22 protein-coding genes are annotated in these 25,883 nt (G+C 63.5%); 11 read left to right on the top strand and 11 right to left on the bottom strand.

Translation table 11 applies throughout. The features are described from left to right. From ACT3TS_RS12210 to ACT3TS_RS12185, 6 genes are all read right to left on the bottom strand, one after another. Positions 1 to 1,005 (bottom strand): DUF222 domain-containing protein (locus ACT3TS_RS12210; RefSeq protein ID WP_444531787.1); only part of this gene is annotated, 1,005 nt, incomplete at its 3' end. A gap of 944 nt (positions 1,006 to 1,949) precedes the next feature. Continuing rightward, on the bottom strand, positions 1,950 to 2,276 hold the full coding sequence (trxA, locus tag ACT3TS_RS12205; RefSeq protein WP_444531785.1) for a thioredoxin: 327 nt from the start codon (positions 2,274 to 2,276) through the stop codon (positions 1,950 to 1,952). A gap of 16 nt (positions 2,277 to 2,292) precedes the next feature. Beyond that, positions 2,293 to 3,273, bottom strand: coding sequence for a thioredoxin-disulfide reductase (gene trxB / locus ACT3TS_RS12200; RefSeq protein WP_444531784.1), 981 nt, complete (start codon positions 3,271 to 3,273; stop codon positions 2,293 to 2,295). A 100-nt stretch (positions 3,274 to 3,373) separates the two neighbouring features. Next, complete coding sequence (locus ACT3TS_RS12195) at positions 3,374 to 4,780, bottom strand: ABC transporter substrate-binding protein (protein WP_444531783.1); 1,407 nt, start codon at positions 4,778 to 4,780, stop codon at positions 3,374 to 3,376. Positions 4,781 to 4,913: 133 nt separating this feature from the next. Further along, positions 4,914 to 6,935 (bottom strand): murein biosynthesis integral membrane protein MurJ, encoded by a 2,022-nt coding sequence (gene murJ, locus ACT3TS_RS12190; RefSeq protein ID WP_444531782.1) that lies wholly within the window; start codon positions 6,933 to 6,935, stop codon positions 4,914 to 4,916. Positions 6,936 to 7,025: 90 nt separating this feature from the next. Further along, entirely contained in the window at positions 7,026 to 7,565 is a 540-nt protein-coding gene (locus ACT3TS_RS12185) for an NUDIX hydrolase (RefSeq protein WP_444531781.1), read from the bottom strand. Positions 7,566 to 7,692: 127 nt separating this feature from the next. On the opposite strand from ACT3TS_RS12185, the gene ACT3TS_RS12180 reads away from it, so the two are divergent. From ACT3TS_RS12180 to ACT3TS_RS12165, 4 genes are all read left to right on the top strand, one after another. Beyond that, positions 7,693 to 9,213, top strand: coding sequence for a CCA tRNA nucleotidyltransferase (locus ACT3TS_RS12180; RefSeq protein WP_444531780.1), 1,521 nt, complete (start codon positions 7,693 to 7,695; stop codon positions 9,211 to 9,213). 40 nt (positions 9,214 to 9,253) lie between these two features. Continuing rightward, on the top strand, positions 9,254 to 9,883 hold the full coding sequence (locus tag ACT3TS_RS12175; RefSeq protein WP_444531779.1) for a histidine phosphatase family protein: 630 nt from the start codon (positions 9,254 to 9,256) through the stop codon (positions 9,881 to 9,883). 124 nt (positions 9,884 to 10,007) lie between these two features. After that, entirely contained in the window at positions 10,008 to 11,564 is a 1,557-nt protein-coding gene (locus ACT3TS_RS12170) for a glycosyltransferase 87 family protein (RefSeq protein WP_444531778.1), read from the top strand. Position 11,565: 1 nt separating this feature from the next. After that, complete coding sequence (locus tag ACT3TS_RS12165) at positions 11,566 to 13,023, top strand: phytoene desaturase family protein (RefSeq protein ID WP_444531777.1); 1,458 nt, start codon at positions 11,566 to 11,568, stop codon at positions 13,021 to 13,023. A gap of 161 nt (positions 13,024 to 13,184) precedes the next feature. Here ACT3TS_RS12165 and ACT3TS_RS12160 read toward each other — a convergent pair whose 3' ends face one another. From ACT3TS_RS12160 to ACT3TS_RS12150, 3 genes are all read right to left on the bottom strand, one after another. Next, entirely contained in the window at positions 13,185 to 13,568 is a 384-nt protein-coding gene (locus ACT3TS_RS12160; protein WP_444531776.1) for an META domain-containing protein, read from the bottom strand. A 91-nt stretch (positions 13,569 to 13,659) separates the two neighbouring features. Further along, positions 13,660 to 14,364, bottom strand: a complete 705-nt coding sequence (locus ACT3TS_RS12155; protein WP_444531775.1) for an ABC transporter ATP-binding protein — start codon at positions 14,362 to 14,364, stop codon at positions 13,660 to 13,662. A gap of 123 nt (positions 14,365 to 14,487) precedes the next feature. Further along, positions 14,488 to 15,624: an ABC transporter permease gene (locus ACT3TS_RS12150; protein ID WP_444531774.1), complete on the bottom strand. Its 1,137-nt coding sequence runs from the start codon at positions 15,622 to 15,624 to the stop codon at positions 14,488 to 14,490. 189 nt (positions 15,625 to 15,813) lie between these two features. Here ACT3TS_RS12150 and ACT3TS_RS12145 point away from each other — a divergent pair, with 189 nt between their 5' ends. The 6 genes from ACT3TS_RS12145 to ACT3TS_RS12120 all read left to right on the top strand — a co-directional run bounded on the left by ACT3TS_RS12145 (position 15,814) and on the right by ACT3TS_RS12120 (position 21,879). Further along, positions 15,814 to 17,157 carry a sensor histidine kinase gene (locus tag ACT3TS_RS12145; protein ID WP_444531773.1) on the top strand — a complete coding sequence of 448 codons (1,344 nt, stop codon included), beginning with the start codon at positions 15,814 to 15,816 and terminating at the stop codon, positions 17,155 to 17,157. Continuing rightward, positions 17,154 to 17,804, top strand: a complete 651-nt coding sequence (locus tag ACT3TS_RS12140) for a response regulator (protein ID WP_444531772.1) — start codon at positions 17,154 to 17,156, stop codon at positions 17,802 to 17,804. The genes ACT3TS_RS12145 and ACT3TS_RS12140 overlap by 4 nt, the downstream gene beginning before the upstream one ends. A gap of 355 nt (positions 17,805 to 18,159) precedes the next feature. Next, positions 18,160 to 19,389 carry an NlpC/P60 family protein gene (locus ACT3TS_RS12135; protein ID WP_444531771.1) on the top strand — a complete coding sequence of 410 codons (1,230 nt, stop codon included), beginning with the start codon at positions 18,160 to 18,162 and terminating at the stop codon, positions 19,387 to 19,389. Between the two features lie 90 nt (positions 19,390 to 19,479). Beyond that, positions 19,480 to 19,920 carry a hypothetical protein gene (locus tag ACT3TS_RS12130; protein ID WP_444531770.1) on the top strand — a complete coding sequence of 147 codons (441 nt, stop codon included), beginning with the start codon at positions 19,480 to 19,482 and terminating at the stop codon, positions 19,918 to 19,920. A 115-nt stretch (positions 19,921 to 20,035) separates the two neighbouring features. Beyond that, positions 20,036 to 21,328: a hypothetical protein gene (locus ACT3TS_RS12125; RefSeq protein WP_444531769.1), complete on the top strand. Its 1,293-nt coding sequence runs from the start codon at positions 20,036 to 20,038 to the stop codon at positions 21,326 to 21,328. An 11-nt stretch (positions 21,329 to 21,339) separates the two neighbouring features. Beyond that, positions 21,340 to 21,879 (top strand): hypothetical protein, encoded by a 540-nt coding sequence (locus ACT3TS_RS12120; protein ID WP_444531768.1) that lies wholly within the window; start codon positions 21,340 to 21,342, stop codon positions 21,877 to 21,879. A gap of 30 nt (positions 21,880 to 21,909) precedes the next feature. Here ACT3TS_RS12120 and ACT3TS_RS12115 read toward each other — a convergent pair whose 3' ends face one another. Together ACT3TS_RS12115 and ACT3TS_RS12110 are read right to left on the bottom strand one after the other, a co-directional pair. Then, on the bottom strand, positions 21,910 to 22,566 hold the full coding sequence (locus ACT3TS_RS12115) for a response regulator transcription factor (protein WP_444531767.1): 657 nt from the start codon (positions 22,564 to 22,566) through the stop codon (positions 21,910 to 21,912). 42 nt (positions 22,567 to 22,608) lie between these two features. After that, complete coding sequence (locus ACT3TS_RS12110) at positions 22,609 to 23,919, bottom strand: sensor histidine kinase (RefSeq protein ID WP_444531766.1); 1,311 nt, start codon at positions 23,917 to 23,919, stop codon at positions 22,609 to 22,611. Positions 23,920 to 24,121: 202 nt separating this feature from the next. Here ACT3TS_RS12110 and ACT3TS_RS12105 point away from each other — a divergent pair, with 202 nt between their 5' ends. Continuing rightward, positions 24,122 to 25,804: an ABC-F family ATP-binding cassette domain-containing protein gene (locus tag ACT3TS_RS12105; RefSeq protein ID WP_444531765.1), complete on the top strand. Its 1,683-nt coding sequence runs from the start codon at positions 24,122 to 24,124 to the stop codon at positions 25,802 to 25,804. Positions 25,805 to 25,883: the final 79 nt, after the last annotated feature.

The raw sequence follows: 25,883 nt of genomic DNA, 5'->3' as shown, positions 1-25,883 counted from the left end.
TGGGGCCGGGTCTGCCTCTGGTTCCGGGCCGGGGTCCAGGGGAACCCCGTCGGCAGCCGGGTCCACTGGCGCGAACCACGGACCCTGAGCATCACCAGTGGCGGTACCGGCAGCACCCTCAGCGCCGTTAGCTGCAGCGGATCCAGTCCCCGCACCGGCACCGGCTGGTGTGCCACCAGCGGCGGTGGTGGCGGCATTGGAAGTGCCATCAGCGGCCGTGGTCGCGGCAGTGGAAGTGCCATCAGCGGTGCGGGTGGTATTGGTGGTGCCGCCATTGGTGGTGTTGGGTTGTGCGGGGGCGTAGATCTGGTTTTCGGCCATGGACTGATTCAGCAGCAGGGCCGCGGCGACATCAGCCCTGAGCTGGGTCAGGGTCCTCTCCTCGTGAGGTCCCTGGGCTGCCTGGGCAGTGAGAGTGGCTTGAGCCCAGATGGCCTCCACGGTCGGTGCTGGTGCATACAAGCTCAACCACGACATCCCGTCCCGGGCACGAGAGACACCCAAGCGCCGCTGGCTATACTCACGCCGCGTCTTGGGAGTGATCGTTTCCGGGTAGAACCGTTCCCGGCGGCGCCGGGCCTTCTCCCTGAAACTCGGCAGCGTGGCGCCGGCAGCTTTGCCGAGCAAGACCTGCTCAAAAGCATCAACAGTTTCCTGCCCCAGGCCGGCTTCGCGCAGCAGGCTCGTTTCTTCGGCGATGATGACCGCGTAGTCCCACCCCAACCAGCCACTGCTCAAACCCTCCATCGTGGCCGGCAAATAATTCACGAGCGTGCCCGCATGCAAAATCAACTGCCCCGCCACACCCTCGGACACCGACAAGATCCCGGCCAAGTCAGCCCGCATCGACATCAACGAGATATCGCACTGCCACGAATCAACAGCAAGAATACTGCCCTCAAGAACAGCCGTGGACTCCAAACGGGCAATCAACACAGCCGCCAACGCAGCGCACTGATTCTGATGCTTATGCAACGCCGCAATCGCGTCCGTGCAACCATCCATCAACGCCCGCGCCCCCTCCAAACGGGACTCCACCCCACCAACACCAACAGACGAGCCAGCACCAGGGGAATGAAGAGCGCCAGACCCGGCCCCAGCACCAGCGGCGGGGTCAACAGCTTCAGCAGCGGCGGGCTGAGCAGCGTCAGCAGAGCGGCGACGGGGGCCAGGGCGGCGGGGATCGGGAACCGGCAGGTCAGGCAACCCGGCCATCGCAGCAATGTCAGTGCCAAGGGGTTCAATGGAAGGAAGAGCAAGTCCAGCAATCAGGTCCGCCACACTCAATGTGGTGGATGAACCATCCCGGCCAACCGGGAAATTCACTGAACTACCCATACCACAATCATAACTCAAATGTGTGGAAATCAACACTATTATCCACAACTACCTAAAAATATTTCCTAGAACCCCCGCGTTGCCATAGCGAGTGTGGAGTCAACGATGGGAGGCCATGCGGTGTGCATGTTCAAGGGCCGGGGTTCATCGAAAGCTGATGGTCCTGGGCCCGGCGTCTCTTTACTATCCCTTGGATCATTTGCAGCGTCTTCGGGATCGACGTATTCCCACGGGGATGTACCGGACTCATGTTTCCAACTTTTCAAGGCTGATGCATACAGGAGTTCACCTACGTGGGCCGACCACTCAGCTAGTTACCCTGGATGCCGACGGCACGCAGATGCCCCCAAGTCACCCGCGGGAGCAGATGCTTGCGTCGGCCAACGGATGGAAGTACTCCTGCACAAAGCGCATGACTCCAGGTAGTTTCACGTGAAACTGTCTTGGATTCCGAATCTGGCATTTTTGGCGGCCCATAGCCCGGTTCCAGGCAGCGGGAGCGTCTAAAGTTTGAACCTTAGGATCAATCTGGGAGAAGACGGAAGGCGTCAGATTAAATGGGTGGGGCCCGGACATTGTCCGGGCCCCACCCATTTAAGTCGCCGTGGATGCTACTTCAGGAAATCTGCAAACTCCTTTTCCAGGTACTGCTTCGGACGGGCTCCGATGACGGTGGTCTTAACTTCTCCACCCTGGAACAGGTAGACCGCCGGGATGGAAGTAATTCCGTACTTGGCGGCGATGGCCGGATTGGCATCCACGTCCACCTTCACGACATCAACCTTGTCCGAGTACTCAACCGACATTTCGTCCAGGATGGGACCAATTTTGCGGCACGGTCCACACCATTCGGCCCAGAAATCCACGATGACAGGCTTCTCTGAATTCAGTACCGCATCGGCAAACGTTGCATCTGTTGCGCTTTTAGCATTGCTCATGGTGAACTACTTTCTCTTAGGAGTCCTGATCGGCCAAGAAGTGCTCCACATCCAATGCGGCAACACATCCCGAGCCGGCGGCCGTGATGGCCTGGCGGTAAGTTGCGTCAACCACGTCGCCGGCAGCAAAGACGCCGGGCAGGTTTGTCTTGGAGGAGCGGCCCTCAACGGAAATTGTGCCAGCTTCGGTCAGCTCAAGAGCGCCCTTGACCAGATCAACGCGAGGGTCGTTGCCTATGGCAACGAATACGCCTGTGACTGTGAGTTCGCTCTTCTCACCCGTGACGAGGTTGTTCAAGCGAATGCCGCTGACCTTGGCCTCGCCGTCGATGCCAATGACCTCAGAGTTCCAGACGAACTTGATCTTCGGGTGGTTCAAGGCACGGTCCGCCATGATTTTGGAGGCGCGCAGTGTGTCGCGGCGGTGCACAACGGTTACTGAGTCCGCGAACTTGGTCAGGAAGATCGCTTCCTCCATGGCGGAGTCGCCGCCACCAATAACGGCAATGTCGTGGCCCTTGAAGAAGAATCCGTCGCAGGTGGCGCAGGAGCTCACTCCGTGGCCCACGAGGCGCTTTTCACCCTCGACACCCAGTTCGCGGTACGCCGACCCGGTGGAGATGATGACTGAGCGGGCCTTGAATTCCTGGCCGTCGGCCAGGGTCACCGTCTTGACTGCACCTTCGAGCTCAACTGAAGTGACGTCGTCGTACATCACCTCGGTGCCAAATTTTTCAGCCTGCTGGCCGAGGTTCTCCATCAGGTCCGGGCCCATGATTCCCTCCGGGAAGCCCGGAAAGTTTTCCACCTCTGTGGTGTTCATCAGCTCGCCACCTGCTGTCACGGAACCGGCGATCATCAACGGTTTGAGATCCGCGCGGGCAGTGTATATAGCTGCGGTGTAGCCTGCGGGGCCTGAACCTACGATAATGACGTCACGGACATCGCTTGCGGGGGTGGCTTGCGTGCTCACGGGTGGGTGTTCCTCTTCCTTCATTGACTGCGCCGCCACGGGGCGGCGCAATTGAACCTTCGCTATCCACAACCGGCGCGGGGACGCGGTTATTCCGTGACGCAGGTGTGCGTAACGGCTGTGGTTACTTGACGCTGATTTCGGTGATCTTCAATCCGTACGGGTACGTCACGAAGGGCTGCAGCTTTGGCAGCTCTGTGAAGCTGATGATGACGTATTTGGCCTTGATCCCCGGGGGTGCTGTGAACGTGAAGTCTGGTGCACTGAAAGAGCCGCTGCCAATCTTCGTTGCGCCCTCAAGCACCGGCTTGTCGTTGGTCAGGATGTCGAACTGACCGCCCGAGCCGGCAAGCTGGTTGATGGTTACGGAACCGATGGTGGATTCCTCGGCCAGCTCAACCACGAGGTCAATGCTGTCCGTCATGCCGCCAAAATCCGCGCCGGAGAACTCAACTGTGGGCCAGTAGGTGGCCTTGTTGCTGTCGAGGGCTTCCTTGAGGCGCGGGAAGTAGGTCTCACCATAATTCTGGACGCCGGGGGCGTATGCCGTGATGTCGGTGAGCCCAGTGACCACGGGGGCGACCGGTTTTGGCTCGGCAGGGGCATCGGAACTCTGCTGCGGGCTTTCGCCCGGAGTTGCCGCCGACGTGGTCGTGCCGGCCTGGTTGCTTGAACCATTGAACAGGGTGCCGATGTGCTGGAATGCAAAGATAAGGGCACCAATGAGCAACACACTCACGATGGCACCCGTCAGCCAGCGCCCACTGGTGCGTGGGGCATTGCCGTCGTCTTCCTCGTCCAGGGTGTCGTCCTCGGTGTAACCGTCGCCGGCATCACGCAATTCTGCCGGGAAAGTTCCCGGGCGCCGGGACTCGGCAAGGTCTTCCTGGTGTTCCTCGTTGATGAAGCCGTAGTCGTCCTCGTCCCACAGCGTCACCTTGGCGGCGGCTGGGGTTTGCTGGGCCGCTGTTGGAGGCACGACGGCGGCTGCCGGTTTCACTGCCGGGGCCACGGCTGCCGCGGGCGGGGGTGTGGGCACCGACGCAGCGTCGTGGCGGGTTTCCTCCCGGCTCACCTTGGGCACGGACTTTGCGGGAGTCAGCGGCGAGTTGTCTTCATAGACATAGGCGCCGCCGGCAGGTGCCGCATCGCGTGCCTGCCCGAAAATTTCGGTGCCGAGTGTGTCCGTGAAGAACGGCTCCTGATAAACCTCTTCGGCAGGGTCGGTCGGGACCACAAGATCAAGCAGGTCCGCGGAGGAGGTCCGTGCCGCAATGAGGTACGTGGCCTTGTCCTGAACACCCAGATCCAGGATGGAGACATTGGACACCCGTGCGCCGGTGGCAACTTCGCGGGCGCTTTGAGTCAGGTGTTGGGAATTCTCAACGGCAGATACGAGGATGCTGACCGGCCGGTTCAGGACCTGGTCCAAGCCATCCAAAATAATGTCGTTCTCGGCGGAAGCCAAGATGCGGCCGGTCACCTTGTAGCGGCCGCCAAGGATGGAGCCCACATCGATAGGTTGTGGCACCAATTCCTCCTCTTACATGCATGGTGGCTTGTGCGAGTGGTGCACACTAAGCCATATCTGACTGATTCTATAGGAAAACATTGCAAGTTCCATGGTCGCGACCCTGAACGGGCCCAGCCATATTCAATTCTGCCTACCTCGACGGAAGGCGGCTGCGAACTTTCGCCAGCAGCGGGTTGAGCACGGCGTCCACTTCATGCACGCGCAGGCGCTTCAAGATCAGGACGTACACCAGCGCCATGACGGTGCCAACGACAGCCAGCGTGACAGCCGAGGCGGGAATCGAGGTCCACATGAAGCCGGTGGCGGAGGCGCTGCCAAACAGTCGCAGCAGCAACTCGCCGACAATGCCGGCCACCAGGGCAGCGGCCAGGAACCGCATGTGTCCGCGCAGAATGAGGCCACCCCCATAGTTGCCCAGCCTGGCCCGCAGGAACAGGTGGCTGATGATGGGGCCCAAGATGTTGTTCAGGGTGTAGCTGGCAGCCACCCCGTAGATGATGAATTCCTCCGGCAGCAGCGCCGCCGACAAGGCGGTGCTCATGCCAACACCCACCAGAATGCACTGGATGATGAATGGCGTCCTGGCATTCTCCTGTGCATAAAACACCCTGTTGAGGATGAAATTGATGCTGTAGAACGGTGCGCCAATCGCCAGAATGGACAGGATGATGGCGATTTGGCGGCTGCCCGTTTCCTGGCCGCCACTGAACAACATGCCAAACGGGCCTGAAAGCACGACCAGGGCAACGGCGGCAAACACCGTGGCCATACCCGTGGTGCGCAGCGCCCCGGCCAGAGAGGCACGCAGCCCTGACATGTCCTTGTTGGCTGCGGCATGCGCCATCGCAGTGAACATCACCGTGGCAATGGAGAGGGCGATGATGGAATGCGGCATGATGTACAGCTCGGTGGCACGGTTAAGTGCATAAAGGCCAGGGACGGTCGACCCAGGCTCCGGAACACCGTCGCCGCCGGCCGGAATCGTGGCCACACGCATAATGATGATGAAGCTCAGGTTGCCAACGATCATGGTGCCCATGGTCCACATGGCAACCTTCGCAGTGGTACCCAGCCCCGTGCCCTTCAATCCAAAACGGGGGCGCAGGCCCAGTCCCAGGCGTTGCACGGGAATCAGCAGCACGGCCGACTGCACCACGATGCCCAGCGTGGCTGTTCCTGCCAGCATCCACGTCTGACCCGTGGTCCAGTTATCCACCGAGTGGGGGTTGGTGGCGGTGCCGCCCGCCACCGCGATGAACACCAACAGGCCGCCGATGGCCACAACGTTGTTGACCACGGGTGCCCACGCATACGCCTTGAAGGAGTTGTGCGCATTAAGCACCTGGCCCAGCAGCGAGAACAGCCCGTAGAAGAAGATCTGCGGCAGCAGGAACAAGCCAAAGGTGATGGCCAGCTCCAGCTGTGCGCCCTTAAAGGAGGTGGACAACCCCATGATGGGTGCCACCAGCAGCATGACGAGCCCGGTCAGCACCAGCAGGCCAATGACGCCAAGGGTCAGCAGGCGCGAGATGAATTCAGAACCCTTGTCCGGCTGCTTGCTGGCCTTGGCGATCTGCGGGATGAGCACAGCATTGAACACGCCACCGGCGATCATCAAAAAGATCAGGTTGGGGAGGCTGTTTGCGCCCTCAAAGATGTTGCCCACCGTGGTGCCGGCAATCGCGATGCCCAGCACGATGCCCTTGACAAAGCCAAGGATGCGCGACGCCAGGGTGCCAATGGCCATGGAGGCACTGGACCGCACGGCACTGGCTTGTACGGCGCCGGACCCCGCTGCACCGGACCTCGCCGCCCGGGACCCTGCGCGGGATCTTGTGGCGCCGGTCCTTGTGCGGTCCCTTGTGGCGCGGAACCTTGAATCGGACGACGGCGCCTGGCCGCCGGCGCTGACTGTCCCGCTTCCGCCGTTGGTCCCGCCCCCGCCGTTGGTCCCGCTTCCGCCAGCGGATGTTGCACCGACGTCGCCGCTCACCACCGGCTGCGCCTGGGTTTGCGGGGAGGCCTGCATCGCTCCCTGAGGGGAAGCCTGCACTGCGGCCAGCATGGAAGTGTCCATGCTGATTTGCGGAGCAGCCGACCGTGGCGCGGTGTTGGGTTTCGGCGGGATGCGGAGCCGTTCATCGTTAGACATTGTTCCCATCATCTCACTGCATGCTCAAAGAGTGCTGGCAGCAACGACCGCCGCAACACGGGTCCGGTGGGGCCATGCTGCCAGCGGCAGCTAGAAATATTCCGGCAGCAATTCGCGGGCGAGGTCGGTGATGCGCCGTTCATTGGGAAATGAGAGCTTCTTGGCCAATTCGGCCAAGGGCACCCACGCCACATCCACGGCCTCGTGGTCCGGATCATTTTCAATGGTGAGGAAACCGCCGGTGGCACGCAGCAGGAAGTGGTGCACCGTTTTGTGGACCCTGTGCCCGCTGACGGTGAACCAGTAATCAATGCTGCCCAAGGTGGCGAGAATCTCCCCGGCGATGCCGGTCTCTTCCTCGATCTCACGCACGGCCGCCTCGGCGTGTGTTTCAACACCTTCGGGATGACCCTTCGGCAGGCACCACTCAAGCCGGCCACCGCGGTTGATGCGCGCGATAATCGCAACCCGGGGGACGCCGTCGTGCATCTCAACCACAACGCCGCCGGCCGAAACTTCCTCAACAGTTGGCAGCTGGCTTGGCGTGCTGGGTGCTGCGGGCACAACCTGGGGACCCATTGCCGACGGCAACGGGGTCCTCTTGGGCGCGCGCGGCACTGGGTGAACCATGGAGTCCACTCTAGCTATCTTTGGCCACGGATGATGACAGGCCGGAGGGGCGGTTTCGCACTGTCCATGGAAGACGGCGCCGCCGGGCAAGCGCGCGCCCGGAAAAGTCTGGCATCCTTAAGGAACCATGGATTTAGTGCCCGATACCTCAAAATTTGACCCAGTTGTTCTGGAACTGGGACGGCTCTTTGCCGACGCCGGTTATGAACTTTCCCTTGTCGGCGGCCCCGTCCGCGACCTGTTTCTGGGGCGAATTTCCCCGGATCTGGATTTCACCACCAACGCCACCCCGGATGAAATTCTGGCTGTGGCCAAAAAGTGGGCGGATTCGCACTGGGAGATGGGCCGGGACTTTGGCACCATCGGCTTCCGCAAGCGCAACCGCAACAAGGAGGTGCTGCTCATTGAGATCACCACCTACCGTGCTGAAGCGTACGACCCTGACTCCCGCAAGCCGGTCGTGGCGTTCGGCCGGTCACTGGTGGATGACCTGCAGCGCCGGGATTTCAGCGTCAATGCCATGGCGCTGAGGCTGCCCGAGATGGAACTCATTGACCCCTTCGGCGGCGCCAAGGACCTTGCCGCAGGCTTGCTGCGCACACCCGGGGCGGCCGAGGATTCCTTCTCGGACGACCCGCTGCGCATGATGCGTGCCGCCCGCTTTGCCTCCCAACTGGGCTTTTCGCTGCACCCTGAGGTACTGGCCGCGATGACGGGAATGGCCGGGCGGATCAGCATTATTTCCGCAGAACGGGTCCGGGACGAGCTCGTGAAACTGATCTGCGGTGCGCGTCCGCGGGCAGGCATCGACATTTTGGTTGAGACGGGACTTGCCGCCATTGTGCTGCCCGAAGTTCCCGCGCTCAAGCTCGAAACGGATGAACACCACCGCCACAAGGACGTTTACCAGCACTCCCTGCAGGTGCTCGAGCAGGCGGCTGCGCTGGAAAACGGGCCGGAGGGACCTGTTCCCGGCCCCGATTTTGTGCTGCGGTTTGCCGCATTGATGCACGACGTCGGCAAGCCCAAGACCCGCCGTTTCGAACCGGGCGGGGCTGTCAGTTTTCGGCACCACGACCTGGCCGGCGCGAAGCTGACGGCCAAGCGCATGAAAGCCCTGCGCTTTGACAATGACTCCATCAAGGCTGTCTCCCGGCTGGTCGAGCTGCACATGCGCTTTTACGGCTACGGCGAGGCGGGCTGGTCCGATTCCGCCGTGCGCCGTTACGTGACCGATGCCGGCCCGCTCCTTGAACGGCTGCACCGGCTGACCCGCTCCGACGTCACGACCCGCAACCAGCGCAAGGCCGAGCGGCTCGCTTTTGCTTATGACGACCTGGAGCATCGCATCGCCGTCCTGGCCGAGCAGGAGGAACTCGATTCCATCCGCCCGGATCTTGACGGTGGTGCCATCATGGCCTTGTTGGACATCAAGCCCGGCCGTGTTGTGGGGCGCGCCTACAGCTTCCTGCTTGAACAACGCATGGAACATGGGCCGCTGGGTCCGGAAAAGGCTGAAGCGGCATTGCGCACGTGGTGGGCGGGGCAGCCCGAAGCGCAGCCCGCCCCGGCTGGTGCCGAAGCGGATGTTGCCAATCCGGCCGGTTCCGAGGCACATGCTGCCAAACCAGAAGTTGCCAAAGACTAATTAATACCCGTTGCAAGATCGCCGATTGGAACAAAGAACCATGACACAGCATCCCGCAGACAGCATCCCGGCTACGGTCGCACCGCTCCCGGGCGGCCCCAAGCTGTGGCTGTTGCGCCACGGCGAGACCGAGTGGTCCCGCAGCGGGCAGTACACGGGCCTGACCGACATGCCGTTGACCGAGGTGGGGGAAACCCAGGCCCGCTCCGCGCAGGCTGCCCTGTCCGGCGTCGACTTTGACCTGGTTCTCACCTCGCCGCTGCAGCGCGCGCACCTGACGGCCACCCTGGCCGGGTTCCCCGAGGCAGCCGTCGAACCAAACGCCGTCGAATGGGATTACGGCGACTACGAAGGCATCAACAGCGCGGTTGTCCGCGCCGAAAACCCGGGCTACCTGATCTGGGACAACGGCGTGCCCAACGGCGAGACCCTGGAGCAGGTGGCCGCGCGTGCGGACCGGATCGTGCAGCGCGCGCGGGCAGTCAAGCGCGACGACGGCGCGCCGGCCAATGTGCTGCTGGTGGCACACGGGCACTTCCTGCGGATCCTGACCGCCCGCTGGCTCGGGCTGCCCGGAGGCGAGGGCCGCCACTTTGTTTTGGGCACGGCCAAGGTGTGCACGCTGGGCTGGGACAAGAAAACACCGGCAGTCGAACAGTGGGGCCTGTAACGCCGGTCTGAGCTGACAATGCCGGTCTGCTGACAACACCTGGGCGCTGCAGCCGGAAGGCGTTCCGGGGCGCCCCGGGTGACGCAATCGGGCGGCGGGGCCGTGACCCGGTAGGCTCATATTCATGCAGGAATCACAGGCTCCGGAGAGGCCGCCCCGGCACCCCATGGTGGTGCCCTCACGCAGCGACTCATTGTTGCGGAGCATGACCGAAGTGGTGGGCGGACCGCTGGGAAAGCGGACAGCACCGGGGGCCACAAAGCCCGGATTTTTCACGGTGGAACGCGTCCTGGTCCTGATGGCTGCCGCGGCCGCCTTCATCGCCGTGATGACGAAATCCCATTGCCGCACCGCCGGATGGACCACTCCTGACCAGTATTCAACTGTGTGCTGGTCCATGTTCCCCAACTCGTTTGTGGACGACAAACTCGGCACCCTGTTCCCGTTCTTCAGCCAAGGCTCGCCGTTTGAGCAGCCCGTGCTGGCGGGGTGGATCGCCGGCAGCACGGCGTGGCTGACCGGCCCGGCGGGTGATGGTGCCCTGCGCCAGCTGGCGTTCTTTGACGTCAATGCCGCCTTGATTGCCGCGGTTTGGATCGTCACCGTCATTATTGTGGCCCGCACCGCCGGGCGCCGCAGCTGGGACGCAGCGATTGTGGCTGCCAGCCCGGTGTTGATGCTGAGCGCCTACGTCAGTTGGGACTTCTGGGCGGCCGCCCTGGTGAGCCTGGCCATCTACCTTTTTGCCCGGCGCCGCACTCTCTGGGCTGGTGCCGTCCTTGGCGTCGCCGCCATGGCAGCGCCTTACCCGCTTATTGTTTTGCTGGCGTTCCTGGTCCTTGGCATCAGGGCCCGGCGCGTGACCAGGATGCTGGAAATGGCCGCCGCAGCCTTGATCACCTGGCTGCTGGCACTGGCTCCTGTCATGGCGGCCAATCCGCCGGCATTCCCCGATTACGTGCAGAAGTTGATTGCCGCCGAGCCGTCGGAGTCCTCCCTTTACGGCGGCTGGAATCTCCTGGCGGGGCGCATGGGCTGGCCCGCGTTGGATGTGGGCGTGAGCAATGCCGTCGGTGCCGTCCTGCTGGCGGTGCTGGTTTTGGGCCTGGCGGCGCTGGCCCTGTACGCCCCGCGCCGTCCGCGCGTTGGCCAGCTGGTCTTTGTGGCCGTTGCCGGCTTCACCGTTGTGAGCAAAGCTGCCGAACCGTGGCATGCCATCTGGCTGTTGCCGCTGCTGGCACTGGCCCTGCCGAGATGGCGTCCCGTGCTGCTGTGGCAGGCGGCCGTCGTCGGACATTTCATTGCCTTGATGCTCTTTCGCGCCAAGGGTCTCGGTGACATCAGCAGCCAGCATGCCATCGACACCCCTTATTTCATGATGGCTGCCATGGTGGCGGGTGCTGCGACCTGCGCGCTGATCGGGCTCACCATCCGCGACATGTTCGTTCCCGGACACGATGTGGTGCGCCGCGGCGGCATTGACGATCCGCAGGGCGGGGTGCTGCTTGGGCCTCCGACCGACCCGGCGGTGGCCCTGATGGACGAACGCCGGGCGAATTCTGCCGCGATGCAAGCCGAAGTGGTCGGTGCCGCCCGTGTTGCGGTGCCTGCTGCGGGGGCGCCCCTTGCCGCGGGTGTCGACGGCACTGACGGTGAACTGCCGGTCCGGGCGGACGCTTAATATGGTCGATGTCGCGGTGGTGGGCTCGGGCCCCAACGGGCTGGCTGCGGCCGTTACGATGGCACGGGCCGGGCTGTCGGTGCAGCTGTTTGAGGCCGCCGAATCCATCGGCGGCGGCACCCGGACCAAGGAGCTGACGCTTCCGGGGTTCCGGCACGACGTCTGCGCGGCCGTGCACCCGATGGCCCTGGCATCGCCATTTTTCAAGGCCTTTGAATTGAGCCGCAGGATCGAACTGATTGTGCCGGAGATTTCCTATGGCCACCCGCTCGACGGCGGCCGGGCAGGCATTGCCCATCGCAGCCTTGAGAAGACGGTGGACGGCCTCGGTGCCGACGGCCGCGCGTGGCGGACATTGATGGAACCCCTGCTGCGCCGACTCGACGGCGTCATTGATTTCACGCAGGCAAACCTTGTGCGGGTGCCCAAGGACCCGCTGGCGGCATTCGAGTATGGCGTGCGGACCCTGCTGCAGGGGACGGCTGCGTGGAACCTGGGCTTCCGGGGAGATGTTGCCCCGGCCATGCTCACGGGCGTGGGTGCGCATGCGATCGGACGCCTGCCGTCGTTGGCAACGTCCGGTGCCGGGCTGCTGTTGGGTGTGTTGGCCCACGCCGAAGGTTGGCCGGTCCCGCGCGGAGGATCCCACGCCATTGCCCAGGCCATGGCTGATGACCTGCTCGCACACGGTGGACAGATACACGTTTCGGAGCGCATCGACAGTGTGGCCGAACTGAAGGCCGCAACGGGTGCCGCCGCCGTCATTTGCGACACCACGCCCAGGGCGCTGGCCGCCATGGCCCGCAAGGAATTGCCGGCCCGATATATACGCAAACTGGAATCCTTCAGCTATGGACCCGGCGTGTGCAAAGTTGATTTTGCGTTGTCGGGTCCCGTGCCGTGGACGGCGGCCGAACTGCGCCAGGCACCCACCCTGCACCTGGGCGGGTCACGGGATGCCATTGCCTTGGCCGAAAATGAGGTGTTGGCCGGGCGCCACCCCGAAAACCCCTATGTGCTCGCAGTCCAGGCCGGAGTCGTTGACGCGAGCCGCGCTCCGGAAGGACAGCACACCTTTTGGGCGTACACCCACGTTCCGTCCGGCTCAACCCGCGACTGCACGGAAGCCATCATCCGGTCCGTGGAAAGACACGCACCCGGGTTCAGGGACCTCATCCTGTCGACGAACACGCAGACTGCACGGGATGTGGGCGCGTACAACGCAAACTACATTGGCGGGGACATCAGCTCGGGGGCGGTGACGCTGCCGCAACTGCTCAAGCGCCCGGTCATCTCGACCGATCCCTGGCGAACCCCTGTTCCCGGTCTTTACCTGGGTTCTGCTTCAACGCCGCCCGGGCCCGCCGTGCATGGAATGGGAGGCTGGCTCGCTGCGCGGTCGGCACTGAAAAACACGTTCGACCTGGCCGCCCCCGACCTGGGCTTGGGGACCAAATAACCCGCACCAAATAGCCCGCACCAAATGGTCCGCGACCCGAATTGATGGGTGGGGAAAACAAAAGCTGCCCGACCCCGATACGGGGGTCCGGGCAGCTTTTGTGCTGCGGCAGTTATGCGGCAGGGAAGGTCCTGTTGCGGGGCCGCAAGGGCGGGACCCTGCTAGTTGCGGCGGTCCAAGGTGCCAAGTGTGGCACCGGTGGCGTCCTTGACGGTGAGCACGTCCCCGTCGAGGGTGCCGCTGGCGGCCTTGGACAGCCAGGTGTCAGTGCCCTCGCACGCCATCTGGGTGCCGCCGAGCTGCGGGAAGGTGAGCTCGCCGTCGACCATCATCCACTGCCCGGAAAGGCGGTTGCAGCCGTCGCTTCCCGTCAGGAAACCGGCCTTGTTCGCGTCCTGTTCCTGGCCCAGGGCCAGTTCCAGGTACGGCTTCTTGTCGGTGTTGTAGCCGTCGCCCCACGTGCCGACGGGGCCTGTTGCGGCACCGCAGGACGAGATGGTCAAAGCAAGGAGAAGGCTGCCGGCAAGGGCTGCAAGGCGTTTCATAATGAGGGTGGCTCCGATCGCGCTGGTCTAAACGTGCGTTTCCCTTATGTTATTGCATGGCTGCACATTCCCAGCCCTCGGGACGTGGCGGCTAGTGTGCGCCTACGCCCGCCGAGGCCGCGACGGGGGCTGTGAGGACGCCGTCGCGCATCGAGGCAACAGCGTCGGTGAGCGGCACGAACTCGGTGTCGTGGGTGACCATGACGGTGGCCACGTTGAACTCGTCGCTGACCTTGCGCAGCAGTCTGACGATGGAATCGCTGCGGGCGTGGTCGAGGGCGGCCGTGGGCTCATCAACCAGAAGCACCTTGGGCTCGGCCATCAGGGCACGGGCAATGTTGACGCGCTGGCGCTGTCCGCCGGAGAGCTGATGCGGGCGCTTGCCGGCGCAATCGGCCAGGCCCACAAGGTCGAGGAGCTCGGCGGCCCGGACCCCGGCTGCGCGCAGTGCCTTGCCGCGCAAGTGGTCGGTGATGATGAGCTGCTCGGCAGCCGTCAGGGAGGCCAGCAGGTTGGGCTGCTGGAAGATGATGCCCACCTTGTCCCGGCGCAGGGCGGACAACTCCTTTTCGGAAAGAGCCGTGGCATCGATGCCGTCGATCATGACCAATCCGGACGTCGGCTTGATCAAGGTGGCGGCCACGGCCAGCAGGCTGGACTTTCCCGAACCGGACGGGCCCACCAGGGAAACAAACTGGCCGGGGTGGACCGAGAGGTTCACGGCATCCAGGGCCGTCATGATGCCCTCACCATCGGGGTATTGCAGTGTCACGTTGATCAGATTCAGTGCAGTCATCGGAGTGTCCTTAGTACAGAGGAGGGGAAAGAAGTGTGTGGTGGATGGCGTGGTTGGGCCCACGCGCCCGAGGGGACCCCTCGGGAGACGCGCCAGCGGCTCCGGCTGGGGAGGGCGTGGGGACTAGTTGCCGCCGAGGGCGATCATGGCGTCAACGCGGGTGACCTTGCGGACGGCAAGGGCTGCGCCAGCCAAACCCAGGGCCACGATGCCGACCACGGGGAGCAGCGTTGTTGCCGGGGTGAGCAGGAACGGGGCGGCCTGTGAGGCCACGAGCCCGCCGGCCACACCCACAAGTCCGCCGATTCCGGCACCAGCGAGCAGGACCAGCGCCGCCTGCGTCAAGGCATCGCGCAGGAGGTAGCTGCCCGAGGCGCCCATGGCCTTCAGAACGGCAATGTCGCGGGTGCGCTGGACGGTCCAGACGGTCAGGAAGGCGACGATGACAAGGGCTGAAATTCCGTAAAGGAACGCCTGCATCATCAGCAGTGAGCCGTTTTCGCTCTTGTACCCGCCCAGGCCTTCGAACGATCCGCTGCGGGTGGTGCTGGCGGTGCCGGCAGCGGCATTGGCGGCGTCGGTGTCCACGGTGGCGCCCGGCTCGAAGGTCACGGCGAGAACTGTTGCGATCTGCGCCGGGTCGCTGAGGTGGGCAACCTTCTTCCAGGTGGGCAGGGTGGTCCAAACAACCGAGCTGTGCGAGTACCACTGGTCGGGGACGATGCTGCCAACGGTCAGTTCAGTGCCCGCAATGGTCACGGCGTCGCCCGTGGAAAGGGCGAGTTCCTCTGCCACGCTTTCGCCAATGACCACCGTTGAATCACTGATGTCCGACGGCGCGATCCCGGCAGCTGCGCCCTGCCCGCCAACAGCCTGCCCGCCGACACCGAACACGGCAACGTTGGCAATGCCCTTGCTGTCCCCGGCACCCTGGAAGCGGCTTTGGCTGATGCCCAGCGGCACCGTTGACTGCACGCCCGTTTGTCCGGCCCAGTCGTCGAGTTGTTTCTGCGTGACCTGGCTTTCGGTGAAGGAAACCTTTGCCTCGTTCTCGGCCGGAGCCCCGAACACCAGCTGGCTGACCTTGTCACCTGAACCGGAACCCTCGCCCAGTTGGGCAACGGCGGAGGTGGATTGGTTGCCCAGCCCGGCGGTGAGGCCTGACAGCAGAACAAGCAGCAGGCTGATCAAGGCCACAACGGCGCCCATCAGGGCGAACCGTCCCTTGGCAAAGCGGATGTCTCGGATTGCGAGGAACATAAACAGCTTCTTTCATGTGCCGGAAGAACTGGCTTCTTTCCGGGTGGATTTGCAAGTACTTTAACTGTCCCGTGGAACGCCTTCCGTGCCATCGCGGGGTTGGTTGATCCTGCCCCTTCGAAAGGGATGACCGGCCACTCAACCATTTGGTTGATCCGCCCGGGATGGTGCGGGGCCTAAGCTGGTGACATGTCTGCCGTGGATGCCCCGCCTGTCACCAGTGGCACAATCCTGCGCTTTCTGCGCGTCACCCTGCACGTGGGTTTTGCGGTGTTGCTGGCAGTGGGCGTCATCCGCCTCCTCATGGACCAGTCGGAAGGGCCGGGACGCTATTGGTACCTTGCGTTGTCGGTGTTGCTTGCGACGACGTATCTGGTGGGCACCGTGGCCGAGAAACGATATTCGGCGGGAGACATGCACCAGAACCCAAGACGCTTTGCGGTGCTGTGGCTCGCGTTGATCACCGCCATGTGGGCTGTGCTCATGCTTGGCTCGGTGGAATTCTCCTGGCTGGTCTTCCCCTTGTTCTTCCTCCACCTGCACCTTTTGCCGCGCTGGGCCGGACTTGCCACCGCCGTGCTCATGACGGTCGGGGTCATTCTTGCGCAATGGAGTTCAGCAGGCTCCAGCTTTCCGCCGCTGCCGGTGATCGTGGGGCCGGTCTTCGGTGCGGCGTTCGCCGTGGCCACGTCGAAGGCTTACCGGCTGTTGTACCAGGAGGGCGAATACCAGCGCCTGGCGGCCGACGAACTCCGTCGCACCAGGGCCGAACTTGCCGCCACCCAGCACGAATCCGGGGTTCTGGCGGAGCGTGCCCGGCTGGCCCGGGAAATTCACGACACCCTCGCCCAGGGCTTTTCCTCCATTATTTTGGTCTCCCGCGCAGCGTTGCGCAGCCTGGAATCCGGTGATCTGGAATCCACCACGGAAAGCCTGACAATGGTTGAGGCCACCGCCGCCGAGAACCTTGCCGAGGCGCGGAATTTTGTGCGCGGGCTCTCCTCCCCGGCCCTCACCGAAACCTCCCTGGTGGAAAGCCTGTCCCGGCTGTGCAGCAAAACCCAGCGCGAGGCCGCCGCCCGCGGGGGCTCGCTGCGGTGCAGCTTCCGGCTGGACGGCGAGCCCGCCGAGCTGCCGCAACCCTACAAGGTGACCCTCCTGCGCGCCGCCCAGGCGAGCCTCGCCAATGTCTGGCTGCACGCGAAAGCCAAGTCCGCCGTCGTCAGTTTGGCGTTTCTGGGCAGCGAGGTGACCCTTGACGTGTTCGACGACGGCCGGGGCTTTGAGCCGGACAAGCTTGCGGACACTGTGGCCGGGCGGGCGGACGGGAGCGGCTTTGGCCTGCGCTCACTGCGCGAACGTGTGGTGGCGCAACGGGGGACGATGACCATTGAGTCGGCCCCCGGGGAAGGCACCGTGGTGGCTGTCCGACTGCCGTTGAATGGGGGCCGCATCGGCTCCGGCGCAGAACAGTCAGGCACTGAACAATTTGGCGCTGAACAATTTGACGCAGAACAGGGGGAGAGCGCGTGAATGAGATTCGGATTTTGTTGGTGGATGACCACCCGGTGGTGCGTGCCGGGTTGCGGGCCATGCTCACCGAATTTGAGGGGTTCACCGTGGTGGCTGAGGCACCGGAGGGTGGTGCCGCCATTAAGGAAGTCGAACGCCTGCAAACCTTGGGTGAACCGGTGGATGTGGTGCTCATGGACCTGCAAATGGGTGACGGGATGGACGGTGTGAGTGCCACCAAGGCCATCAAGGGGCTGCCGACTGCCCCTCCTGTTCTGATCCTGACCACCTATGACACCGACGCGGACATTTTGGCAGCGGTTGAAGCCGGCGCCAGCGGCTACATGCTCAAGGACGCCCCTCCCGAGCAGATCCGCGGCGCGGTGCAGTCGGCTGCTGCCGGGCAGACGGCGCTTGCCCCGGAGGTCGCCGCACGGCTCATGGGCCGGATCCGCAACCCCGCCCCGGTGTTGTCCGCACGGGAGGTGGAGCTGGTTGAACTGCTGGCCACCGGAATGACGAACAAGGCCATCGCCAAGCAGCTGTTCATCTCCGAGGCAACCGTGAAAACACACCTGGTGCACATTTACGACAAGTTGGGCGTGGACAACCGGACCGCAGCCATTTCCGTTGCGGTCTCGCGCCGGATCATACGCAGCGCGGGATAGCCGGTCGCGGTTGTGGACCGTGCCCCTGGAGCGGGTCCCGGCGTGGAAATTGCGCCGAAACTTGGCCCGAAACCTGAACCGGCCGACTGCCGGGGGACTGCCGGAAACTTGCTGCGTAAAAAAGGGTGCGCCGAGGACCCGGATGCCCTAGGCTGTGACGTATATGACATTCGTTTGGAGTAATCCCGGCCAGGGTGCGCTCCTGAAATGTCGAGTTTCTTAGTGGGAATTTCTTAGTGGAAAAACCTCTACGTTTCTGAAAAGCGGCGTAGGCTCGTCACTACCGCGTGCAAGGAAGCAGGGGGACCACCGAATGACGTTTTCGCAACGAAGGTCGCGGCCGTACCAATTGAGCATGGCGGTGGTTTGCACCTTGCTTGCCTCCAGCGGGTTTGTGGCGGCCGGCTACGTTGGCACGTCTTCCGCGGACGCGGCCGCTGCCGCCAGTGCCCAGGAAACCATCCAGGCCACCACCGCCGCCGTCAAAACCAGTGAAGCCGTCCCCGCCGGATTTGATTCCCTTGCCGCCCAGGGCCTGGGTGTGAAAATGTCCTTCGCCGATACCTTGATCCAGGCCAAGAAGCCTGCCGCCAAGAAGATTTTTGACCTGACGGACCCCAATGGCAACACCCCGCACCTGGCCCAGGGCATCAACGCCATGCGTGGCAGTGCTCCGGAAATCTCCGCAGAGTTGATTTCCCAGGTCCGCAAGGACATCTTGACGGCCGCCTACCAGGGGCTCGGCCATCCCTACGTTTGGGGCGGCACCAGTTTTGCAAACGGCTGGGACTGCTCCGGGTTCGTTCAGTGGGCCTATGCCCAGGCGGGGGTTGCCCTCCCACGAACCGAGCAGTGGCTGCCCATGGTTCAAACCAACAATCCCCAACCCGGCGACATCGTCGTGCAAAATCCCGACGGACCCAACCACTGGTCCCACATTGGCATCTACATTGGCAATGGCAAAATGATCAGCGCCTTGAACCCGTCCGTGGGAACGTTCATGCATGCGCCGGGCGACGTCAGCAGTTCCTCGAGCTACTTCACGATGCCCGCCTTCGCCTCGGACGATGAAAAGGCACGCTCCGACGCCGAGAAGGCAAAGGCAGCGAAGGACAAGGGCGAGGAAACGCCGAAACCGGCCGAAAGCACAGCCCCCGCCGCAGAGCCCTCGACGGAGCCGGCCACAAGCAAACCGGGTACGACCAAGCCGGGCACCACCAACCCCACCACCAAGCCCGGGACGACTGCCCCGAGCAAGCCGGCGCCGACCAAACCTGGCACGACCGCCCCGAGCAAGCCAGCGCCGACCAAGCCCGGGACGACTGGGCCAACCAAACCGGCACCGACAACAACACCCCCGGAGGCCACAACGCCGCCGGCCACGACCGTCCCAGCCCCAACTCAAGCCCCGACGACTGCACAGCCGACGACCGGGACCCCGAGAGCGTCGGAAACCACAACCGCACCGGCAAAGAGCTCTCCGTCCGGCGTGGTGCCCGAGTCACCGGTCACCACCAGTGCGGATTCAAGCAGCTCGCTGTCGGCAGATCCCCAGCCTGGTCACAGCGGGGTTCCAACACCCTAGCTCCAGCAAAGCCCCACGCCGCGTCAAGGCCCCGATCCACGTCACAGACATGACGATGGACGGGGCTCCGAGCCGGTCAAGCTGGCAACAGTGAAGGCTGCCGACGACGGCTCGGCGACGCTGACGGCGGTGATTCCGGCAGCATTCGCGGCCGGGGCACACGAGCTGACACTGGAGCAGGACGGCGCAGTCGTGGCCCGCACGGCAATTGTGATTACGGCTGCAACGGTTGATCCGCCGGTTACTGAAACACCGGATCCCGAGCCGACAGCGCCTGCGCCAACTGCGCCAACGACAGTACCCGAACCGACAACGCCAACGGCGACAGTTTCGCCAACGACAGCACCGGATCCGTCAGCGCCAACGACGGTGGCCCCGACGACGACAGTCCCGGCTGGGGACCACGGCAGCAACAGCGGTGGCGGCTTGGCCGCAACGGGCGCCACAGTCCTGCTGCCGGCAGGCATCGCCCTGCTGTTGTTGCTGGGAGGTGCCGGTGCGCTGGTGGTCATCCGCCGCCGTCGTGCGTAACTAGCGCAGCGCCGCAAAGCAGTACGGCAGCGCAACAGTGGGGGCACATGGGGAGAAATCCCCATGTGCCCCCACTCGTATCCTGGCTAAGCTCAAGCAGGACAAAGGAGTGAACATGGCCGATGGATTTCTGGGCGCCGAGCCCCAACAGCTGGTTGAGCTTGCGGGCACCATGCGGGACGCCGCCGCAAAACTTGATGGCGCCTCAAAATCCCTGACCGGCAAGATCAGCCTGAACTTGCGCTGGCAGGGACCGGACGCAGCTCGGCTCAAAAGTGACTGGCACTCACGCCATTTGCCTCGAATTGCCGCCGCCTCCGCCATGCTAAACAGCTCCGCCGATGGAATTATCAAGCAGGCCAACGAGCAAATTTCGGCCAGTGCCGCCATGGGGATGGCTGACGGGGCAGGCAGTGCCGGGGGAACGACTGCACCGCCGCCGCCCAGCGGATCCAGCGCAGAAGACGTAAAAAAGTGGTGGGACTCCATGACGGACGACCAGCGGCAAGACTATGTCAAAGCCCACCCCGCCGAGGCCGGGAACACTGACGGCATTCCCATGGAGGCGCGCGCGGAGGCCAACAGGATTACGGCCGATCAGCGGCTGCACGAGCTGGAAAACACTGCCAACTACACCGAAGAGTCCACGCGCGAGAAGGAATACCTGCGAAAGGTCATCGACGGGAAAATCCAGTTGGTGGCCTATGATCCCAAGAACGGCAACTTGATTGAAATGATCGGCACGCTGTCCCCGCACACCACCACGGTGCTGACCTATGTGCCTGGGACGATGGCCAATGATGAAGGATTCTTCGACGGAAGTGCCCAAGGAGTGGCGCATTATCTGGCGAGGGCTGACACCACCGGCGGAACCGTCGCATTTGTCTACAAGAACAGCGAATTCCCGCAGGACCCGACGATGCTGCAGTCAAAGGACCAGGAATTTGGCATGGCGGCCGGCCAGAAATTGCACGACTTTGAATCCGGCCTGGGCCTCGAGGTGCCGCCAGGGGCCCAAACTGTGGCGGTCAGCCACAGCTGGGGTGAAGGCGCGGTCTCCTCTGCCGAATATTACGGCTCCCACTATGACAAGCAGATTTCCTTGTCGGGAGCATGGATGCCCGACGACTGGAAGGCTGATCCCAACACGGAATACCACCACTTCAGCTACGACTTTGACGCTTTGCGGACGGCGCAGGAATTGGGTGTGGTTGCCGAACAATATCCCGGCCACGACCCGTCGTTCACCCAGCACGTCTACGATGACCCCAACGACAATTTTCAGATTGGCTCGGTGAAGATCACCACCAATCCAAATGCGAAGATTGAGAACCACTCCTTGATTGCAAACGCAGACGATCCCAGAAACCGGCAGGCCATGCAGGACTTGGCAAGGGCGGTGTACTGATGAGCCTGGCAATGACTGCCGAACAGGCATCTGGCGTGCGACGGCGGCTTGGCCGCAGCGGTGTGGTTGTCCTGCTTCTACTTTCCCTGCTGGTGACACTCCTTGCCGCCGGCTGTGCCAAGACCCAACAACCCGAAAGGCCTGCCGTGGACCTGCAGACAGCCAAGAGCACCACCATGGCGAATGAACGCGACATGGTTGCCGTCATCGCCCCGGAAAACATTGTTGAGACAAAACAAAACCAAATGTCCAACCTGCTCGGCTGCAGTGACGGCGAGTACTCCTGGACAGGCCAAATCAACGTGATGCTTGTGCCGGGAGCCGACGGGCCCGGTTATGTGCAAAAGATCAAGGAAGCGTGGACCGGCAAAGACGACTGGAACGTGGCCGAACGCAGCACGGCGCAGGGCGAGACAGTCGTCGACATTACCAACGATGCCGGATACAGCCATGGCGTTGACTTTTCGGCAGAGCACAACGCCATCCGGGTCATGTCCTTTTCGCCCTGCTTCACCATGGACCCGCCCTATGAGTACGGCAACGAGTACTGACGGCACACCGGAAAACGGCGCAATTTCGGCTCAGCTGCTGCGTTGCAAGAAGCTGACCACGGCAAGCACGCGGCGGTGGTCGTCGGCGCTTTGCTGCAGCCCAAGCCTGATGAAAATGGCGCTGATGTGCTTTTCCACGGCACCGCCGCTGACGACCAGCGCCTTGGCTATGCCGGCATTCGTCAGTCCCTGGGCCATCAATTCCAGCACCTGCGACTCGCGGGGGCTCAGCGTGTTGAGGGGATCGGCGGCGCCTCGGTTGGCAAGCAGGGCGCTGATGACCTCAGGATCGATGACAGTGGCTCCGGCGGCAACACGCTCGATGGCGTCCGCGAAATCCTGGAAGCGGGCAACCCTGTCCTTGAGCAAATACCCCATGCCAGCGCCGTTCGAGGCTCCGGCCAGCAGTTCGCTGGCGTAGCTCAGTTCCACATATTGCGAGAGCACCAGGACAGCAACCGACGGGAATCTTCGCCTGATTTCAAGGGCGGCCTTGAGACCTTCGTCGCGGTGCGAGGGTGGCATCCGGACATCGGTGATCAGCAGCTCGGGGACGTGCTCCTCGACGGCGTGGAGGAGTTCGGTGCCGTCGCCCACGGCCGCGCAAACCTCGGCCCCCGTCTCTTCAAGCAGTCGGACAAGGCCTTCACGGAGCAGGACGGAATCTTCAGCCAGGACAACACGCATAACCTCAGCGTAGCCGCTGGCTGGACCGTCGGCTCCCCTGGATCAAGCGCGCAAAGGGATGCTGGCGCGAAGGGTGGTGGGACCGCCGTCGGGACTGCTGATGTCCAAGGAGCCGTCGACGCCGGAGAGCCTGTCCACCAAGCCGGCCAGGCCGTGGCCCTTGCCCACATGGGCGCCACCGTTGCCGTCGTCGCTGACTTCGATGAGCAGCTCGCTCGGATTGGCGTCTACGCTGATGGCGGCCTGGTTGGCACCCGAATGCTTGGAGACGTTGGCCAAGGCCTCGGACACCACAAAATAGGCGGCATTTTCGGCACTTTCAGGCAGCCGGGTGCCTTGGCCAAGATTTCCGGAGACGGCCACGGGGACTGCGGACTTGCCGGCCAACGACTCCATGGCCGTGCGCAGGCCCCTGTCAGCCAGCAGCGGTGGGGCAATGCCACGAGACAGCTGGCGCAGTTCCGCCAGGGCCTCGCGGCTCTGCTCCAGGGCGCCGTCCATCAGATCACGGGCGGCTTCCGGATCGGTGGTCATGCGGCGCTGTGCCGCCTCAACATCCATCTGCAACCGGATGAGCCGCTGCTGGGGGCCGTCGTGCAGGTCTCGCTCGATCTTGCGCAGCGTGCTGGCTTCCTCCGAAACGACCTGCGCCCGACTGGTGGCCAGTTCCTCGCTGCGGGCGCGGAGGGCGGCTGTTTCGTTGGTGAGCAGGGCACGGGTGGTGGCGGCATCGGCTACGGCGAGCAGGTGGGTGATGAAAGGGAGCAGGAGCAAAAGGACTGCACCGTAGAACAGGCCCAGCCAGGCCTCGGCTATCTCCGGGCTGACGCCCAGGTACTTGTCCAGGCCGATGAGTTCAGCGAGGGGGGTGTTGCCGGCAGGCAGGAACCGGAGCCAGATCCACTGAGTCAGTCCGCCCAGCGTGGCGGCCGGGATGGTGACGGCCACGCAGAACGTAGCTGTGCGCAGCGGAAAAGAGACGAGAAAGCCGTGGATGAAGTCCTTCCACAACTGAGGATCGGCAAGGTTCTTAAACATGCCACCAATGGAAAATTTGTGTCGTTCCCGGTAGTGAACGGGAGGGATTTCCCCGGCCCAGCGCCGCAGGGCGCTGCGGTTAACGTTGGCAAACCATCGGGCCGTGGCCAGGCAGGCCACGAGGATGGGCAAGCCGATCCAAATGACGATCGTGGACAATCCCAGCGAGAACAACGCCACCAAGACGACGAAGGAAACAATCGAGATGAAGAAGCCGGGCAGGATGTATGCCAGGTCGGCGCCGATCTGCCGCCACGTGGCGGGGCGCAGGATCAGCCAGGACTTGGGTGCCGTGGTGGCAGTTGAGTTGTTCATGGTTCAATCCTTGCCGGGGCCGGGTGCTGAAACCATCATGCCAGCCGGTGAATCCGGGGTGGGGATAACCCCACCAGGATGTCCACCCTGATTCCCCGGGACTTGCCCGCCGCGGAGGGGAGCGGCGCTGGAGGGAGGTTCCGGCGTCGTGCTTCCACAGCGCATGGCTGGGAAGGGGGCACGAAGATGCGAGAATTGCAGCGTGGGACATATTGACGTTGCAAACATTGACTACTTTCTCTCCGATGGCCGGCAGCTGCTGAACGGGGTGAACTTTCGCGTCTCCGACGGCACCAAAACGGCGTTGATCGGCCCCAACGGCACGGGCAAGACCACGCTGCTGCGCATCATCTGCCAGGACATCAAAGCCGATGAGGGCGCGGTGTCGCGCTCCGGCACCATGGGTGTCATGCGCCAGTTTGTGGGCCAGGTGCGGGACGAAAGCACCGTGCGCGATCTGCTGCTCTCTGTGGCGGCCGCCAACATTGCCTCCGCCGGCAAGGCCGTGGACGCTGCCGAGCTGGCCATGGTGGAGCTCGACGACGAGCCCAGCCAGATGGCGTACGCACAAGCCATCGCCGACTGGGGCGACATTGGCGGCTACGAGATGGAAACCATTTGGGACGAAGTGACCATGGCCGCCATGGGCATGGACTTTTACACGGCCCAGCACCGGAAGGCCGCTTCGTTGAGCGGTGGCGAGCAAAAGCGGCTGGTGCTTGAGGCCTTGTTCTCCGGACCCGACGAGCTCCTGCTCCTCGATGAGCCGGACAACTACCTCGACGTGCCGGGCAAGCGGTGGCTCGAAGCGAAGATGGCCGAATCGGACAAGTCGGTGTTGTTCGTCAGTCACGACCGCGAGCTCCTGGCCAATGCCGCGAACCGGATCGTCACGCTCGAACCCGGCATCAACGGTGCCTCCAGCTGGACGCACGGCGGCGGCTTTGAGTCGTACATCAAGGCGCGCGAGGACCGCAACGCCCGCTTTGAAGAGCTGCGCAAACGGTGGGACGAGGAGCATGTCAAGCTCAAGGAACTCGTCATCATGTACAAGACAAAGGCCGCGTTCCGTTCCGACATGGCGAACCGCTACCAGGCCGCGCAGAGCCGGCTGGCACAATTTTTGGAAAAGGGTCCGCCCGAGGCACTGCCCATTGAGCAAAACGTGAAAATGCGGCTCAAGGGCGGGCGCACCGCCAAGCGCGCCATCGTGGCCACGAAGCTGGAACTCACGGGCCTCATGAAGCCGTTCACCACCGAGATCTGGTTCGGCGACAGGGTTGGTGTCCTTGGCTCCAACGGCTCAGGGAAGTCGCACTTCCTGCGGCTCTTGGCGGCAGGGGGCTCCGACCCGGACAAGGAACACCAGCCGGTGTCCGACGTCGAGATCGCCCATGTGCCCCACGAAGGGTCCGTGAAGCTTGGCGCCCGCATCCGCCCGGGGTTCTTTGCCCAGACGCATGCCCGGCCCGACCTTTTAACCCGCACGCTGCTGGACATCCTGCACCGCGGCGATGAACACCGTTCGGGGCTTGGCCGGGAAGCTGCCGCGGGGGCCCTTGACCGCTACGGCCTTGCCTCGAGTTCCGAGCAGAAGTACGACTCCCTCTCGGGCGGGCAGCAGGCGCGGTTCCAGATTCTCCTGCTGGAGCTGTCCGGCGCCACGCTGCTGCTCCTTGACGAGCCGACCGACAACCTTGACCTGCATTCGGCCGAGGCCCTGGAAAAGGCCATCGATTCCTTCGAAGGCACGGTCCTGGCGGTCACGCACGACCGCTGGTTTGCCCGTTCCTTTGACAGGTTCCTCGTGTTTGGATCCGACGGCAAGGTGTACGAATCCGACGAGCCGGTGTGGGATGAAAAGCGGGTGGAGCGGGCGCGGTAAGTCCGCTGTCCTTCATGCTTTGCAGCGGTGCCACGGCACGGCACTAGAGTTGAAGTGAAGCGCTTTCCTGCCTCCCTCC

This window comes from Specibacter sp. AOP5-B1-6, assembly GCF_052376555.1.
Classification (GTDB): domain Bacteria; phylum Actinomycetota; class Actinomycetes; order Actinomycetales; family Micrococcaceae; genus Specibacter.
The sequence above is the reverse complement of the archived record's forward strand: the minus strand, read 5'-3'. Positions and strand labels throughout refer to the sequence as shown.

Bases quoted from the DNA above. Each gene is read 5' to 3' on its own strand.
- trxA (WP_444531785.1), bottom strand. From the start codon at position 2,276: ATGAGCAATGCTAAAAGCGCAACAGATGCAACGTTTGCCGATGCGGTA.
- trxB (WP_444531784.1), bottom strand. From the start codon at position 3,273: ATGAAGGAAGAGGAACACCCACCCGTGAGCACGCAAGCCACCCCCGCA.
- murJ (WP_444531782.1), bottom strand. From the start codon at position 6,935: ATGTCTAACGATGAACGGCTCCGCATCCCGCCGAAACCCAACACCGCG.
- ACT3TS_RS12185 (WP_444531781.1), bottom strand. From the start codon at position 7,565: ATGGTTCACCCAGTGCCGCGCGCGCCCAAGAGGACCCCGTTGCCGTCG.
- ACT3TS_RS12180 (WP_444531780.1), top strand. From the start codon at position 7,693: ATGGATTTAGTGCCCGATACCTCAAAATTTGACCCAGTTGTTCTGGAA.
- ACT3TS_RS12175 (WP_444531779.1), top strand. From the start codon at position 9,254: ATGACACAGCATCCCGCAGACAGCATCCCGGCTACGGTCGCACCGCTC.
- ACT3TS_RS12170 (WP_444531778.1), top strand. From the start codon at position 10,008: ATGCAGGAATCACAGGCTCCGGAGAGGCCGCCCCGGCACCCCATGGTG.
- ACT3TS_RS12165 (WP_444531777.1), top strand. From the start codon at position 11,566: ATGGTCGATGTCGCGGTGGTGGGCTCGGGCCCCAACGGGCTGGCTGCG.
- ACT3TS_RS12160 (WP_444531776.1), bottom strand. From the start codon at position 13,568: ATGAAACGCCTTGCAGCCCTTGCCGGCAGCCTTCTCCTTGCTTTGACC.
- ACT3TS_RS12155 (WP_444531775.1), bottom strand. From the start codon at position 14,364: ATGACTGCACTGAATCTGATCAACGTGACACTGCAATACCCCGATGGT.
- ACT3TS_RS12150 (WP_444531774.1), bottom strand. From the start codon at position 15,624: ATGTTCCTCGCAATCCGAGACATCCGCTTTGCCAAGGGACGGTTCGCC.
- ACT3TS_RS12145 (WP_444531773.1), top strand. From the start codon at position 15,814: ATGTCTGCCGTGGATGCCCCGCCTGTCACCAGTGGCACAATCCTGCGC.
- ACT3TS_RS12135 (WP_444531771.1), top strand. From the start codon at position 18,160: ATGGCGGTGGTTTGCACCTTGCTTGCCTCCAGCGGGTTTGTGGCGGCC.
- ACT3TS_RS12125 (WP_444531769.1), top strand. From the start codon at position 20,036: ATGGCCGATGGATTTCTGGGCGCCGAGCCCCAACAGCTGGTTGAGCTT.
- ACT3TS_RS12120 (WP_444531768.1), top strand. From the start codon at position 21,340: ATGACTGCCGAACAGGCATCTGGCGTGCGACGGCGGCTTGGCCGCAGC.
- ACT3TS_RS12115 (WP_444531767.1), bottom strand. From the start codon at position 22,566: ATGCGTGTTGTCCTGGCTGAAGATTCCGTCCTGCTCCGTGAAGGCCTT.
- ACT3TS_RS12110 (WP_444531766.1), bottom strand. From the start codon at position 23,919: ATGAACAACTCAACTGCCACCACGGCACCCAAGTCCTGGCTGATCCTG.